The sequence below is a fragment of the Mesorhizobium caraganae genome, assembly GCF_016836705.1.
In the GTDB taxonomy this organism is placed as follows: Bacteria; Pseudomonadota; Alphaproteobacteria; order Rhizobiales; family Rhizobiaceae; genus Mesorhizobium; species Mesorhizobium caraganae.
The window spans coordinates 947,839-962,927 of sequence record NZ_JAFCGY010000001.1 but is presented as its reverse complement, the minus strand read 5'-3'; the positions used below and the strand labels follow the sequence as shown (position 1 = coordinate 962,927).

14 protein-coding genes are annotated in these 15,089 nt (G+C 63.6%); 6 read left to right on the top strand and 8 right to left on the bottom strand.

What is annotated here, in order from left to right; all coding sequences use genetic code 11:
• The first annotated feature begins 262 nt into the window (after positions 1-262).
• A complete protein-coding gene (gene pncA / locus JQK88_RS04815) occupies positions 263-877 on the top strand; it encodes a bifunctional nicotinamidase/pyrazinamidase (protein WP_203277632.1) in 615 nt (204 codons plus the stop codon).
• 128 nt (positions 878-1,005) lie between these two features.
• On the top strand, positions 1,006-2,331 hold the full coding sequence (locus tag JQK88_RS04810) for a sodium:proton antiporter (RefSeq protein WP_203277948.1): 1,326 nt from the start codon (positions 1,006-1,008) through the stop codon (positions 2,329-2,331).
• A gap of 237 nt (positions 2,332-2,568) precedes the next feature.
• Here JQK88_RS04810 and JQK88_RS04805 read toward each other — a convergent pair whose 3' ends face one another.
• From JQK88_RS04805 to gcvA, 8 genes are all read right to left on the bottom strand, one after another.
• Entirely contained in the window at positions 2,569-3,291 is a 723-nt protein-coding gene (locus tag JQK88_RS04805) for an ABC transporter ATP-binding protein (RefSeq protein WP_203277631.1), read from the bottom strand.
• The gene (locus JQK88_RS04800) at positions 3,288-4,013 is read right to left on the bottom strand and encodes an ABC transporter ATP-binding protein (protein ID WP_192255182.1); all 726 of its coding nucleotides are present in this window, start codon (positions 4,011-4,013) and stop codon (positions 3,288-3,290) included. Before JQK88_RS04800 ends, JQK88_RS04805 begins: the two co-directional genes overlap by 4 nt.
• Positions 4,010-4,972, bottom strand: a complete 963-nt coding sequence (locus JQK88_RS04795; protein ID WP_203277630.1) for a branched-chain amino acid ABC transporter permease — start codon at positions 4,970-4,972, stop codon at positions 4,010-4,012. The genes JQK88_RS04800 and JQK88_RS04795 overlap by 4 nt, the downstream gene beginning before the upstream one ends.
• A complete protein-coding gene (locus JQK88_RS04790) occupies positions 4,969-5,850 on the bottom strand; it encodes a branched-chain amino acid ABC transporter permease (protein WP_203277629.1) in 882 nt (293 codons plus the stop codon). Before JQK88_RS04790 ends, JQK88_RS04795 begins: the two co-directional genes overlap by 4 nt.
• Before the next feature lie 156 nt (positions 5,851-6,006).
• Entirely contained in the window at positions 6,007-7,311 is a 1,305-nt protein-coding gene (locus JQK88_RS04785; protein WP_203277628.1) for an ABC transporter substrate-binding protein, read from the bottom strand.
• A gap of 153 nt (positions 7,312-7,464) precedes the next feature.
• Entirely contained in the window at positions 7,465-8,907 is a 1,443-nt protein-coding gene (locus tag JQK88_RS04780) for a hypothetical protein (RefSeq protein ID WP_203277627.1), read from the bottom strand.
• Positions 8,908-9,174: 267 nt separating this feature from the next.
• Entirely contained in the window at positions 9,175-10,479 is a 1,305-nt protein-coding gene (gene pncB / locus JQK88_RS04775) for a nicotinate phosphoribosyltransferase (protein WP_192255192.1), read from the bottom strand.
• Positions 10,480-10,647: 168 nt separating this feature from the next.
• Entirely contained in the window at positions 10,648-11,616 is a 969-nt protein-coding gene (gcvA, locus tag JQK88_RS04770) for a transcriptional regulator GcvA (protein WP_203277626.1), read from the bottom strand.
• Positions 11,617-11,831: 215 nt separating this feature from the next.
• Here gcvA and speB point away from each other — a divergent pair, with 215 nt between their 5' ends.
• The 4 genes from speB (at position 11,832) to JQK88_RS04750 (ending at position 15,075) form a co-directional block, all read left to right on the top strand.
• Positions 11,832-12,893: an agmatinase gene (gene speB / locus JQK88_RS04765; protein WP_203277625.1), complete on the top strand. Its 1,062-nt coding sequence runs from the start codon at positions 11,832-11,834 to the stop codon at positions 12,891-12,893.
• Between the two features lie 92 nt (positions 12,894-12,985).
• Positions 12,986-13,768, top strand: a complete 783-nt coding sequence (locus tag JQK88_RS04760; RefSeq protein WP_376740369.1) for a transporter substrate-binding domain-containing protein — start codon at positions 12,986-12,988, stop codon at positions 13,766-13,768.
• Positions 13,769-13,774: 6 nt separating this feature from the next.
• Positions 13,775-14,431, top strand: coding sequence for an amino acid ABC transporter permease (locus JQK88_RS04755; protein ID WP_192255200.1), 657 nt, complete (start codon positions 13,775-13,777; stop codon positions 14,429-14,431).
• Positions 14,428-15,075, top strand: a complete 648-nt coding sequence (locus JQK88_RS04750) for an amino acid ABC transporter permease (protein ID WP_023671276.1) — start codon at positions 14,428-14,430, stop codon at positions 15,073-15,075. The genes JQK88_RS04755 and JQK88_RS04750 overlap by 4 nt, the downstream gene beginning before the upstream one ends.
• Positions 15,076-15,089 lie beyond the last annotated feature (14 nt).

Sequence of the window (15,089 nt, the reverse complement as noted above, 5' to 3'; positions counted from 1 at the left end):
CCCAAGAAATGGGCCTTCCCAAAAAGTGGGGTCTTCCCGAAACCCCACCAGTATTCGATCTGGCCAAATTCATTCGTATGCAAATGATATCAAGCTGGTGGAAATTGTCAAAGCCGGAGTTTGCGGCAAGCTGGTCGCCACGCATTTGTTACGCTTGCAGAGGTTGACGCAGGCCGCCATCTGGTCAAGTTTCTGCATCCGGTCGCATCCGCGGCGTTTTTCACTCGATCCCCGCTCGAGACGAAGAAAGAGGAGAGGCGCCATGGCCGACGAAGCGCTTGTTATCATCGACCTGCAGAACGACTTCTGCCCCGGCGGTGCGCTGGCGGTTGCGGGCGGCGACGAGATCGTGCCGCTGGTCAACGATCTGATCCGGCACGCCGAGCACGTCGTGCTGACCCAGGACTGGCACCCGGCCGGACATTCGAGCTTTGCCTCCAGCCATCCGGGAGCACAGCCTTTCAGCGCGATCGAGATGCCCTATGGGCCGCAGACGCTATGGCCCGACCATTGCATTCAGGGCAGCCTCGGCTCGGACTTCCATTCAGGGCTCGCCTGGACCAAGGCCGAACTGGTGATCCGCAAGGGATTTCGCCCGGCAATCGACAGCTACTCCGCCTTCTTCGAGAACGACCACAAGACGCCGACCGGGCTCGCCGGCTACCTCAAGGAGCGCGGTATCGACACCGTGACGCTGGTCGGCCTGGCGACCGATTTCTGCGTCGCCTTCTCGGCGCTCGATGCGGTCAAGCACGGCTTCAAGACGACGGTGCGGCTCGACGCCTGCCGCGGCATCGATCTCAACGGCTCGGTCGAGGCGATGCTGAAGCGCATGCGCGACGCCGGGGTGAGGCTCGAAGACCAGACCTCGGCCTGACCGTGAGGCGTCGGGGGAGTTTCACAGGATCGTTGGCAGTTTTGGTGGCTGGCACCTTGACCGTCGCCATTCTCCTGTTTCCCGAACTGGCTTTCGCGTCGGAAACCCACGAATTGCCCGGTGCCGCAATGTCGCTGTGGTGGGGGCTGCCGTTTGCCGGACTGCTGCTGTCGATCGCCACCGGGCCGCTGCTGTTCCACCATGTCTGGGAGCATCATTACGGCAAGATCGCCGCCGCCTGGGCAGCACTTGTGGTGGTGCCGCTGGCGATCGCCTTCGGCATGCCTTCGGCGAGCGAGGCCGTGCTGCACACGCTGCTCACCGAATTTATGTCGTTCATCATCCTTCTGTTCGCGCTCTACACCATTTCGGGCGGCATCCTTGTTGCCGGCAACATCCACGGCACGCCACTGGTCAATGCCGGGCTGCTGCTTGTCGGCGCGATGCTGGCCTCGGTGATCGGCACGACCGGCGCCTCGATGATCCTGATCCGGCCGATGCTGCGCGCCAATGACAACCGGCCGTTCAACGCCCATGTCGTCATCTTCTTCATTTTCCTGGTGTCCAACATTGGCGGCTCGCTGACGCCGCTCGGCGATCCGCCGCTGTTCGTCGGCTTCCTGCGCGGGGTCGACTTCTTCTGGACGACGGCGAATCTCTGGCGCGAGACGCTGTTCACCGGCGGCCTTGTGCTGCTCGTCTTCCTGGCCATCGACATCGTGCTGCACCGCCGCGAAGGCGGCGCGCCGAAGATCACGGATCCGACGCCAGATACGAAGGTGCGCATTCGCGGCCTCGCCAATTTGCCGCTGCTGGCCGGCGTCATTGGCGCGATTCTGCTGTCGGCGGCGTGGAAGCCAGGCGTGAGCTTTCCAGTGCTGGGCGTCAGCCTCGAATTGCAGAACCTGGTACGCGACGCGATCATCCTGGGGCTGGCCGGACTGTCGCTTGTCGTCTCTTACAAAAGCCATCGCAAGGCCAACGGCTTCACCTGGGGACCGATCGCGGAAGTGGCAAAACTGTTTGCCGGCATCTTCGTCTGCATCGTGCCGGTGATTGCCATCCTTCGCGCCGGCCATGATGGCGCGCTGGCGCCGTTGGTCGCGCTGGTCACTTCGCCCACCGGTCAGCCCAACGATCTCGCCTATTTCTGGCTGGCCGGCGGGCTGTCGTCCTTCCTCGACAATGCGCCGACCTATCTGGTGTTCTTCGAACTGGCCGGCGGCGATCCGCAGCATCTGATGACCGAGGCTGCCACGACGCTTGCCGCGATTTCGGCCGGCGCTGTGTTCATGGGAGCCAACACCTATATCGGCAACGCGCCCAACTTCATGGTCTACGCCATCGCCCGGCATCGCGGCGTGAAGATGCCGGGTTTCTTCGGCTATATGGCGTGGTCGGGGCTGGTACTGGTGCCGGTATTTCTGGTCGCGGGCTTTTTGTTTTTTAGCTGAGGCGGCGCACTGATTCCTGCGGCAGCGCCGCCCCTCATCTGGCTGCCGCCATCTTCTCCCCGTGAACGGGGAGAAGGACGCTGTCATCGCCGATTTCGCCAATCGCCAGCCTTGCAGAATGAGCGCCGAGGGCACGGCCAGCTTCTTTCTCCCCGTTCACGGGGAGAAATGCCCGGCAGGGCAATGAGGGGCGGCGCAACCGCCTGTCGCCTGGCGCTGCCGCTCAGACTTCGCAGTTTACCCCACCCCTACATAACGCCTGACCGCCGACGGGTCGGCGCGCAGTTGCTCGACATCGACGGTCTCGCGGTTGCGGCCGTTCTCGATGAAGCAGACGCGGTCGGCGACCGACAGCACGGCATCGACCCGCTGCTCGACCAGGATGGTGGAGACGCCAAGCTCGCGCAGTTTCACCACCGTCTCGCGGATCTTGGCGATCATCGACGGCATCAGGCCTTCGGTCGGCTCGTCGAGCAACAGCACCTGCGGTTCGAGGCAGAGCGCCCGGGCCATGGCCAGCATCTGCTGTTCACCGCCGGACAGGGTACCGGAGCGTTGCCTGAGCCGCTGGCGCAGCAATGGAAAAAGGTCGAGGACATTTTCCCGCACGGCCTTGCCCTTGCCGCGCGCCATCAGGCCGATCTCGATGTTTTCCGCCACCGTCATCTCGGCGAACAGCCGCCTGCCTTGCGGCACATAGGCGACGCCGGCCTTCGGCACCTCATGCGCCGGCAAACCGGTCAGTTCCTTGCCGGCGAGCTGGATCGAGCCGGCGCTAGCAGGAACAAGCCCCATGATCGCCTTCAGCGTTGTCGTCTTGCCGGCGCCGTTGCGGCCGAAGAGACACAGCACCTCGCCCTTGTAGAGCACAAGGTCGAGCCCGTAGAGCACCTGGACCTCGCCATAGAAACAGTCGAGCCCGGAGATGATCAGCGCTTCAGTCGTGGGGGCTTCGGTCATGGCGCCGTCCCCAGATAGGCTTCCTGCACCTGTGTGTTGGCGCGGATCTGTTCGGGCGTGCCTTCGGCGAGGATCCTGCCTGCGTTGAAGACGGTGATGCGGTCGGCCAGCTGCATGACGACCGGCATATTGTGCTCGATCAAAAGCACGGTGGCGCTTTTGGCGATCTCGCGCACCAGCTCGATGAAATTGTCGATCTCGCTGTCGGCCAGGCCTTGCGTGGGCTCGTCGAGGATCAACAGCCGCGGCTTCAGCGCCAGACCCATCGCCACTTCCAGCAGCCGCTGATGGCCGTAGGAGAGCTGGCCGGCCGGCATATGGGCGCGGTCGGCAAGGCCGGTGCGCTCCAGCGCGGCCATGACGCCGGTGCGCACCGCGCCTTTCGAGCGGCCATCGGTCAGCGTGCGCTGCACCGGCAGCGCGACATTGTCGTAGGCGGACAAGTTGGCAAAGACGCTGGTGATCTGGAAGGTGTAGGCGATGCCCTGGCGCACCCTGAGATAGGCCGGCCGGCTGGTGATGTCGGTGCCGTCGAAGACGATCATGCCGGAGGACGGCTGGATGCGGCCGCTGATCAGGCTGACGAAGGTGGTTTTGCCTGCGCCGTTGGGGCCGATGACAGCGCGGATTTCGCCCGGCATCAGCTGGAAATCGACACCGTCGACGGCGCGCAGACCGCCGAAATTTCGCGCCAGGTTCTTTGTCGTCAGCAGCGGCATCATGGCAGCCACCCAAGCCAGCGCTGGCGGATGGTGCCCAAAATGCCTTTTGGGAAAAACAGCACCAAAAGGATAAGCGCGATGCCGACGATCAAGAGATAGGCCGAGGTGTAGCCGCTGGCGATGTCGATGACATAGTACATGAACACCGTGCCGATCAGGGCACCCAGCGTCGTGGCGGCACCGCCGAGCAGCACCCAGAGCAGCGGCAGGATGGAATACTGCACCGAGGCAAGGCTCGAGCCGACATAGCCGAACAACAGCGCATAGGCCGCACCCGAGGCCGCGCAGATGGTGCCGGAGACGACCACGGCGATGAGCTTGTTCGAAAAGGTGTCGTAGCCGAGCATTTTCGTGCGCTCCTCGTTTTCGCGCACGGCGACCAGCACGCGGCCGTAGCGGGAGCGGACGACGGCGAGCGTGATGAGCAGCACGATCGAGAACAACGCCAGTGCGCTCATGTAGCGCACCGTCGGGTTGGTTAGATCGAGCGACGTCGCGCCGAGATTCAGAACCCGCGCCGGCTGCGGCACGACCAGGCCCTGGTCGCCGCCGGTCCAGGCGGCGAAATAGAGGATGACGAGATAGAAAACCTGCGCGAACATCATGGTCACGATCATGAAGGCGACGCCGGTGGTGCGCAGCGCCAGCAGGCCGATCACCAGCGCCAGCAGCGCGCCGCAGGCGATGCCGGCGAGGAAGGCCAGCGGCACGTTCCAGCCGAGATGGATGACGGCAAAACCGGCGCCATAGAGCCCGGCAGCAAAGAACATGGCATGGCCAAGGCTGAGCAGGCCGACATAGCCGAACAGCATGTTGTAGCCCATGGCGAACACCGCCAGCACCATGATGCGGGCGAGCAGGCCGTGATGGTATTCCGGCAGGACGAAGCTGAGCGCAAAGAGCAACGCGATGACGCCGAGATGCAATGCATAGGCTTTTGCCGGCGAAGCTTCGCTCATCGCGACGCCTGCCCGAACAAGCCTTGCGGCCGGAACACCAGCACCATGGCGACCAGCATAGTGGCGATGATCTTGGCCAGAGTCGGCGAGAAGAACACCGAAATGATGCCGTCGGACAGGCCGATCAGCACCGCGGCGACGACGGTGCCGCGCAGCGAGCCGAGACCGCCGATGATGACGACGATGAAGGACAGAAGCAGCGGGTCCTGCCCCATCAGGTAATGCGCCTGGCTGATCGGCACGATCAGCACCGCGGCGATGGCTGCCAGCATGGCGCCGAGCGCGAAGACGCCGGCATAGACGCGGTCGACCGGAATGCCGAAGGCCTGCGCGGTCTCGCTGTCATACTGCGTGGCGCGCATGATGAGGCCGATCTTCGTGTGCGTCAGCACCAGCCAGGTGAGGACAAGCAGAAGTGCGGAGGCGGCGATGATCGACAACTTGTAGCCGGAATAGCCGAACCATGGCAGGAGGATGCGGTAGCTGAAGGGAGGCTCCACCGGCCGCGCTTCCGGGCCATAGAAGCTCAGCGCCAGCTGCTGGATGATGTAGAGCATGCCGATGGTGGCAACGATGGTGGCTTCCGGATTGTAATTGAGCCGGCGCAGCACCAGCCGCTCGGCAACCAGCGCGATGGCGCCGACGATCAGCGGTGCGATCACCAGCGCGGCCAGGAAGCCGACGGTGGGATGGCCGGGTATCGCCGTCGAGATCGCCCAGGCGAGCACCGCGCCGAGCATGAAGAATTCGCCATGGGCGACGTTGACGACGCGCATGACACCGAACACCAGCGACAGTCCCAGCGCCGTCAGCGCCAGCACGGCTGAGGTGACGAGGCCTTCGAGGGCGGCGAGGAGGAGATGGGGTCCAAAGTGCATTCAGGGCGCCCTTACCTCCCCCTCGTGGGGAGGGTGACCGCGCAGCGGTCGGGTGGGGGGTGGGGCACGGGCCGTCGTGACCCCACCCCGTCTCACAAGCTTCGCAAAGTGCGAAGCTTGCGTGCCGACCCTCCCCACAAGGGGGAGGGTAAGCGTCTATAGCGCCTGCGTCGTGTAATCCCCCTCGGCCTCATACAGCCCGTCCTCGATCTTGGTCTTGTGGACGACATTCAGCCTGCCGCCCTCGACCTTGGAGATGTTCTGGATGCCGAAGCACTGGTGGATCTTGCCGTTGAAGGTTTTCGGCCCCTGCGGGTGCTCCGGGCCTTCGGCGAATTCTGTCAGCGCTTCGGTCGCCTCGACCAGCTTGGCGCGGTCTTCCGGGCCCTTGTAGCCGGCGTCTTCCATCGCCTTCTTGACGACGTAGAGCGTCTCCCAGCAGCCGAACATGTGGGCGGCGGTGGAGACGTCCTTGGGATCGCCGACGGCCGCACCATTGTCATCGATGCCGACGGCGGCGCGGTAGGCTTTTTGCGCGGCTGAGTCATTGGCCTGCGCGTAGCGCGGCGAGCCTTCCCAGAAATGGCTGCCATCCAAAAATTCGAGGCCGGGGCTGTTGATGTCGGTGGCTTCGAGCGAATCGATGAAGCCGAACAACTGCGGCCGGTTGGAGCCGTAGAACTCGCCGAGCTCCTTGACGAAGGTGAGCACGGCCGGGCCGACCATGACGTGGTAGATGACCTCGGTTTCCGCCGGGATCTGCGGAAAATATTTGGTGAAGGAGGATTCCGTCGGCGGGATGGCGATCTGGGCGATGACCTCGGCGCCCTGCGCCTTCAGCGCCGGCGGCAGGTAGTCGCGATGGTCGTAGCCGAAGGCGAAATCGGGGAAGATCTGCGTCACCTTCTTGCCGGCGTTGGCGGCGATCCACGGCGCCATCGACTGGATCTGGCTCTTCACATCGGTGATGCCGGGCTGGAAGACGTAGCGGTTGAGCTTGGTCGAGGCGACATGGTGGCCTTCGCTGACGACGAAATAGGGAATCTTGTTTTCGCCGGCCGCCGGCGCCGAGCCGATCACGACATGCGAAAACAAAGTGCCGAAGACGATGTCGGTCTTGTGCTGGGTGGCGAACTTGCCGACCACTTCGGCGCCGCGGCCGGGATCGGTGCCGTCATCCTCGATGACCAGTTCGACCGGGCGACCATTGATGCCGCCGGCATCGTTGATCGCCTTGACCGCGGCCGCACTGGTCTTTTCGTACCAGCGGCCATAGGCGGCGCCGATGCCGGTGCGGTGTGACTGGAAGCCGATCTTGATCGGCGCCGAGCTCTGCGCCTGGCTGTAGCGGACGAAGCCGGGCGCGAGCGTCAGGCCGGCACCGGCGGCGAGACCTTTCAGCGCCGTGCGGCGAGAGAGCGTGGATTTGGAGAGATCGAAAAACCCATTCTTGTCAGTCACGGCAGTTCCCCTGTTTTTGAGTTTTGACTGTCTGTAACGAGGCAAGGCCACTCCCTTGCAGGAGGGGCAGAAATCGCATGTATACAAACTAAATCATCAAAGCCTCGACGTGGCAAGCGGGCTTTCCCCGAAGGCATGCCGGTCACCTTTTTGTCATCCGGCAGTCGGCGTGGCAAGCAACCAGAGACCGAAGATGGTGTAGGCGATCATCAGCACGGTGAGCGGCAATTGACTGAGCGCGGCGCGCGATGGAACCGGGTGCAGCCGCCAGGCCAGACCATGGGCGACAAGCACGGCCAGCATGTGGCCGGCAATGATGATGCCGGCCTGCACATTCCACAGCCACCAGACGGAGTCGGCGCCGGCGACGATGCCGGCCTCGATCTGCATGTCGGCGGCGCCGAACAGGTTCCAGCCCAGCGCGAACGGGTCGGACAGCGCAGCAGCCGCGTATTGGCCATCGACCAGCAGCGCCGTCAGATAGTGCGCGACATGATAGGCGAGTGCGATCGGCACGATCGACCAGACCAGCAGCCCGGCAGCCTCTCCTAGGGTATGCTTGCTGCCGGCAAGGCGCTGGCCGAGGATGACGGCGAGCAGGAACGCCGCCGCCAGCAGGACGAACGTCAGCACCAGGCCGAAACTGCCGATGCCGATCAGCGCGGTGCGGCCGGGATATTCCAGCGGATTGGTGTCGAACAGACCGAGCCAGAAGAAGGTTTTCGACAGGCCGTCGAAGGAGACAGACGAGAGGCTGAGCAGCAGGAAAGCGATGCCGCTGCCCGGCAGCGGCGCGGCGTCGAGTAGTTTTGCGCCTGGCCAGCAAAGATTGAGCCGGCCCGCCTCGTCGCGTTCGATCGGAGCAAAGCGTGCCACTATGGCGAAGAAGACGGTCAGGAATTCGCCGCGTTGACTCCAGCCGGGATAGCCGAAGGCGAGCATCGCGACGAAGGTGAAAAGCCAATAGAAGCCAGCGACGTAAGCCAGCCGCGCCGGGTCGTCGGGCGCCGGGTCGATCAGCTCGAACCAGGCAAAGGCGAAGAACAGGATGACGGCCGGCCAGCAGCCGAGCCATGCGGGAAGGCGCTGATGCTGCGGTTCGTCACCGTGTCGGCCGAGTAGTCGGTTCACGATCCGACATGGGCCGTACCATGGGTTCAGCCATGACCAGAGATCGCCGAACAGGCCTTGCGCGATGGCGAGGCCGACCCACAGTAGGGTCCAGATGGTTGAGGGAAGCGGGTTGGAGAGTGGGTCGCGGCTGCCGAACAGGCCGGCTGCGATGAGGATTGCAAAGCCGGCAAAGGAGAACAGGCTGACGATTGTGCGAGGGGCGTCGCTGAATGTGAAAAGTCGTAAGCGGCGGCGCCAGAAGCGGTCGAGGGCATCCGGTGGCAGCAAAGCCAGGACGAGGAAGCTGACGGCGACGGCAAGTGCACCGCCGGCGATGTAGTAGCCGGTGGGGAGCAGGAGGACGTGGCCCCGGTCGGAGGCGTGCGCAAAGGCGGGCGTGGGGAGGACGGTGAGGAGGAGGTAGCAGGCGACATATGTCAGCCAGCCGCGATCCTTCACACCCCCCTCTGTCCTGCCGGACATCTCCCCCGCAAGGGGGGAGATTAGATGTCGCCCGGGCTTTCGCCAATCTTCAAGGGTGAAGAAAGAGGCGCGGTGCCCGACGCTGCCAATCTCCCCCCTTGAGGGGGGTGAGGAATGATCCGCGCAGCGGATGGAAAGCCAATTGCTTGGCTTTCCAAATGACGAACGCCCGGAGCGCCAGCGGAGGGCCGGGTCCGGCAGGACAGAGGGGGGTGAGCGGGAACTCAAGTTTTCCGGGATTTCCATCTTACCCCGCGATGCACACCCTTAAACCTTGACCAGCTGCTCCACGCGGTCCTTGGCCCCGAAAATCCTGAGATAGCGCTCGATCTCTTTCTTGTCGCCCGTCGCCTTGGCCGGATTGTCCGACAGCTTCACCGCCGGGCGGCCATTGGCTTCCGTCACCTTGCAGACCAGCGATATGGCATCGAGGCTGTTGGTCTCGGTCGGCGCGCAGCCTTCGAAGTCGTTGGTGAGGTTGGTGCCCCAGCCGAAGGACATGCGCACCTTGCCCTTGAAGTGATGATAGGTCTCCTCGATGGTCTCGACTTCGAGCCCGTCGGAGAAGATGAGCAGCTTCTGCCTGGGGTCCTTGCCCTTCTCGCGCCACCAGTCGATGATTTTTTCACCGCCTTCGATCGGCGGCGCGCTGTCGGGGCGAAAGCCGGTCCAGTCGGCGACCCAGTCGGGCGCGTCGCGCAGGAAGGAAGCGGTGCCGAAGGCATCGGGCAATACGATCAGCAGGTTGCCGCCATAATAGCGCTGCCAGTCCTGCAGCACCTTGTAGGGCGACTGCTTCAGTTCCTTTTCCGTATCGGCAAGTGCGGCAAACACCATCGGCAGTTCATGCGCGTTGGTGCCCAGCGCTTCGAGGTCGTTGTCCATCGCGAGCAGTACGTTGGAGGTACCGGTGAAGGCTTCGCCAATGCCTTCCTTGAGCGCCTCGACGCACCAGCGCTGCCACAGGAACGAATGCCGGCGGCGGGTGCCGAAGTCGGAGATGCGGATGCCGGGCAAGGCCTTCAGGCGCTCGGTCTTGGCCCACATCTTGGCCTTGGCACGCGCATAGAGCACGTCGAGCGCGAAGGGGCCGAAGGCGCGCATGGCCGCACGGGAGCGGAGTTCATTGATGATGGCCAGCGCCGGGATCTCCCACAGCGTGGTGTACATCCAGGGGCCGCTGAAGGAGAGCTCGTACTGGCCGTCGCGCTTGGAGAGCTCATAGTCGGGTAGCCGGAAACCTTCCAGCCAGGCGAGGAATTCCGGCTCGAAAATCTGCTTGCGGCCATAGAAATTGTTACCGCCGAGCCAGATCATCTCCTTCTTGGAGAAGCGCAGCGTGCGGGCATGGTCGAGCTGGTCGCGCAGTTCGCCTTCGTCGATCTCGTCGGCGAGGCGCACCGATGTGGTGCGGTTGATCAGCGAGAAGGTGGCGTCGACCTTGGGGTACATGCCCCAGATCATCTGCAGCATCAGAAGCTTGTAGAAATCAGTGTCGAGCAGGCTACGGACGATCGGGTCCAGCTTCCAAGTGTGGTTGTAGACGCGCCGCGCTATGTCGGTTCTTGCCATATTCTGCCGTCGCCTTCGCTGGTCACGTCTGTCTTACGCAATTCCGGACGGAAAACCGCCGCACACTTTTCCTGGAATTGCCTGGCAAGAGCTATTAGCATTGAATTTTTGAAAGCGCTGCCCGCTTTCCCAACTGGCCCGACAAAAAGGAGCCGCTCCGGTCCAGCCTCAGCTCTTGGCGCCGACCACACGCAGTGCCGGGCGCTTCCTGCGGATGCCGATGCGGCCGGCCACCGGCGCGTCGGCGCGGCTGTCGGCCTGTTCCTTCTCGGCAAACAGCCAGTCGACGAACAATTGCACGATCGGCGCCGAGCGCATCTCGTTGCGGCAGACGACATAGAAATCGTCGACCGCCGGCACCGACAGGCTGAACGGCGCCACCAGCAGGCCCCTGGCGAGTAGCATGCTGGCGGTGACGGAATCGCCGAGCGCCACGCCATGGCCATGCACCGCGGCTTCGATCGCCGTGCGCGCATCGCCAAGATGGTGGCGGCGGCCGCGCTCAAGATCCAGCCCGTCGGCAGCCGCCAGCCACGTGTGCCACTCGCGGCCGTCATCGCCATGCAGGATGACATGGTCGGCCAGATCCCGGCAGGTGCGGATCGGCCGGTTGTTGATCAGTGTCGGGCTGACCACCGGGAACAGTTCGAGGCCCGACCATTTGCGCATCCAGCAATCGGTCCAGCTGCCGTCGCCATAGAGCACGCAGACATCGACCTGCGGCGCGCGAATGTCCTTTGGATCGTTGGACGGGATCAGCGTCAGCCTGATATCGGGATATTGCGCCATGAAGCTGCCGAGCCGCGGCGTCATCCACAGAAGCAGCAGCGCCGGCACGCAGGACACCGACAGCGTGCCGGCGCTGGCCGGCCTGGTCATGCGCTGGGTGGCGGCGGCGATGCCGTCGAACGCGGTCGACACCGCCGGCAGCAGTTCGGCGCCATGCGGTGTGAGCTTTACCCGCTGCCCGGTGCGTTCGAACAGTTTTACGCCCAGCGACTGCTCAAGCGCCTTGATCTGGTGGCTTATGGCGCCATGGGTGACGTTCAGCTCACTCGCCGCCTTGGTCAGCGAGGCGTGGCGCGCCGTCGCTTCGAAGGCGCGCAGGGGATTTAGGGGAGGCAGACGCTTGGCCATGTGCAACCGGATACTCTGTGAGATTTTCTCACAACCGGCACCGTAACAATATCAATTGATTTTTCAATGCGGCTGCCGGACACTTTGGCAGGTCAACAGCATCAATGACGTGAAATCTGCAGGCAGCCAGCGGGACAGCGACCCGGCCGGATGACGGTCAGTACGCAAGATGCCGCCACGACCGCATGCACCAGCCCGGCAGGAGGAGACCGACAATGGGTTATGATCGTGGCAAGCTCGACGCGTTGCGCCGCAAATATGGCGAAAGCCATGGCGGTGAGATGTTCGACCCGAAATTCCGCAAGGTCGCCGACAAGATCTTCTCCAAAAGCGGCACCAGGCTGGCGCCCTATTCCGGCATCCCGACCTTCCTCGCCGCGCCCTATCGCGAAGTCGCGGCCGACAATCCGGATTTCGGCGATTTGCAGGTGGCGATCATCGGCGTGCCGATGGATCTCGGCGTCACCAACCGTCCCGGATCGCGCTTTGGGCCGAGGGCGCTGCGCGCCATCGAGCGCATCGGCCCCTACAACCATGTGCTGGAATGCGCGCCGACGCATGAGCTGCGCGTCGCCGATATCGGCGATACGCCGTTCCGCAGCCGCTACCGGCTGGAGATCAGCCATGAGGATATCGAGCGCCGCACCAACCAGATCGTCGATGCCGGCGTGCTGCCTCTTTCCGTTGGTGGCGACCATTCGATCAGCCATCCGATCCTGAAGGCGGTTGGCAAAAAGGCGCCGGTCGGCATGATCCATATCGACGCCCATTGCGACACCAGCGGGCTGTTCGACATGACCAAGTTCCACCATGGCGGACCCTTCCGCAACGCGGTGCTGGACGGCGTACTCGACCCGACCCGCACCATCCAGATCGGCATCCGCGGCTCGGCCGAATATCTGTGGGAGTTCACCTACGAATCCGGCATGACGGTCGTGCACGCCGAAGAGGTGACCGGACTCGGCATCCCCGCCATCATCGAGAAGGCGCGCAAGATTGTCGGCGACGGCCCGACCTACATTTCCTTCGATGTCGACAGCGTCGATCCGGCCTTCGCGCCGGGCACCGGCACGCCGGAGATCGGCGGCCTGACGACGCGCGAGGTGCTCGAACTGCTGCGCGGCCTGAAAGGCCTCAACATTGTCGGCGGCGACGTCGTCGAGGTGGCGCCGCAATATGACGCCACCACCAACACCGCCCATGTCGGCGCCCAGGTCCTGTTCGAGATCCTGAGCCTGATGGTGTTCAGCCCGGCCATTACGAGCAAGGGGGCCTGACGGACTTCACATGCAAAGGCGGCCGCCGCGCTGGAGCCGGCGGCCGTTTCAAATAAACAAGCTTCCAGAAGGGAACCACAATGAATCTTCACATGAAATCAACCGTCGCAGCCGCGCTGATGCTCGCCGGCCTCGGCTTCGCCACCCAGGCCCATGCCGACGCCGTCGACGACATCACCAAGGCGGGCGCCATCAATGTCGGCATCTTCTCCGACTTCCCGCCCTTCTCCTCGGCGAGCGCCGATATGAACATCAAGGGCTATGACGTCGACGTGGCGCAGGCGATCGCCGACGCCCTCAAGGTGAAGCTTAATCTGGTCAGCGTCACCGGCCAGAACCGCATCCCCTATCTCACCGACAAGCGCGTCGATATCCTGATGAGCGTCGGCTATTCCAAGGAACGCGAGGAGGTGATCGATTTCGCCGCCGCCTATGCGCCCTATTACATCGCCGTCATCGGCCCGGCTGCGCTCTCGGTCAAAGGCAAGGAAGACCTTGCCGACAAGTCGATCGCCGTCAATCGCGGCACGCTGGAAGATACGTCGCTGACCGAAGCTGCACCGGCTTCCGCCGACATCAAGCGCTTCGACAATTACAACTCCGTCATCCAGGCCTTCATCTCCGGCCAGACCCAGCTGATGGTGGTCGGCAATGATGTCGGCGCACAGGTGCTGGCCAAGCAGGACGCGCTGAAGCCGGAGCAGAAGTTCCAGCTTTTGACCTCGCCCTCGCATATCGGCCTCAACAAGCATGAGGACCGGCTGAAGACGGCGGTCAATGACGCGGTTGCCAAGATGCTGGCCGACGGCAAGCTCGACGAGAGCTCGAAGGCCTGGCTGAAGACGCCGCTCAATCCTGAAAACCTCAAGGATTGAGTTCCCGTGGCCTTTGCCTGGCTCCCAGGTGCTCTGGGCGATATCACGCGCGGTGCGCTCACGACGATCCTGCTGATCGTCGTGACCACGCTCGTGGGCACGCTGCTCAGCATCCTGGGCGCCGCCGGCCGGCGCAACGGCCCGGCATTCCTGAAGCGGGCGATCGCGGTCTATGTCGAGGTGATGCGCAACACACCGTTTCTGGTGCAGCTGTTCTTCATCTTCTTCGGCCTGCCCAGCCTCGGCATAAGGCTCGATCCGATCCTGGCCGCCATGCTGGCGATGACGCTCAACATGGCGGCCTACACGATCGAAATCGTCGGCGCCGGCCTCGATGCCGTGCCCGGCGGACAGACGGAAGCCGCCCTTTCGCTGGGCTTGAGGCCACGCCAGGTGTTCATCAAGATCGTGCTGCCGCAAGCGCTGACGGTGATCTATCCGGCACTGACCAGCCAGATCGTCATCATGATGCTGGAATCCGCCGTGGTGTCGCAGATCGCCGTGCGCGAACTGACCTATGAGGCCGACATGCTGCAGGCGCGCACCTTCCGTTCCTTTGAGACCTATTTCGTCGTGACGCTGGTCTATCTCTTGATGTCGATGGCCTTGCGCCGGCTGCTGGTCACAGGCGGGCGCCGCGTTCTGGGAGCCGGCGTGTCATGATCGAATTCACCTTCTGGGACATCGTCCGCAATCTGCTGCTCGCCGCCCGCTGGACGGTGCTTCTGTCGCTGGCCGCCTTCGTCGGCGGCGCTGTTGTCGGCCTGATCGTGCTGTTCTTCCGCATCGCTGAGAATAAATGGAGCCGGCGCATCGCTTCCGGCTACATCGCCCTGTTCCAGGGCACCCCGCTGTTGATGCAACTGTTCCTGATGTTTTTCGGCTTGCCGATGCTGGGCCTGCGCATCGAGCCGTGGACGGCCGCCGTGCTCGGCCTGACTTTCTTTGCCAGCGCCTATCTCGCCGAGATCTGGCGCAGTGGCGTCGATGCGCTACCGCGCGGGCAATGGGATGCCGGCGCCAGCCTCGGCCTGCACCGCTTGCAGGAGCTCAGGCTCATCATCCTGCCGCAGGCGTTCTCGATCACAAGGGCGCCGATCGTCGGCTTCCTGGTGCAATTGATCAAATCGACGGCTCTGACCTCGATCATCGGCTTCGAGGAGCTGGTCAGGACGTCCAACGCCATCAACAATGCCACCTTCGAGCCGTTCAAGGTCTACGGGTTGGTGGCGCTGATCTTCTTCGTCATGTGCTTTCCACTGACGCAATACGCCCGTACGCTCGAACAACGAGCGGCGGCCCACTGACGCCAGGCGGCGAC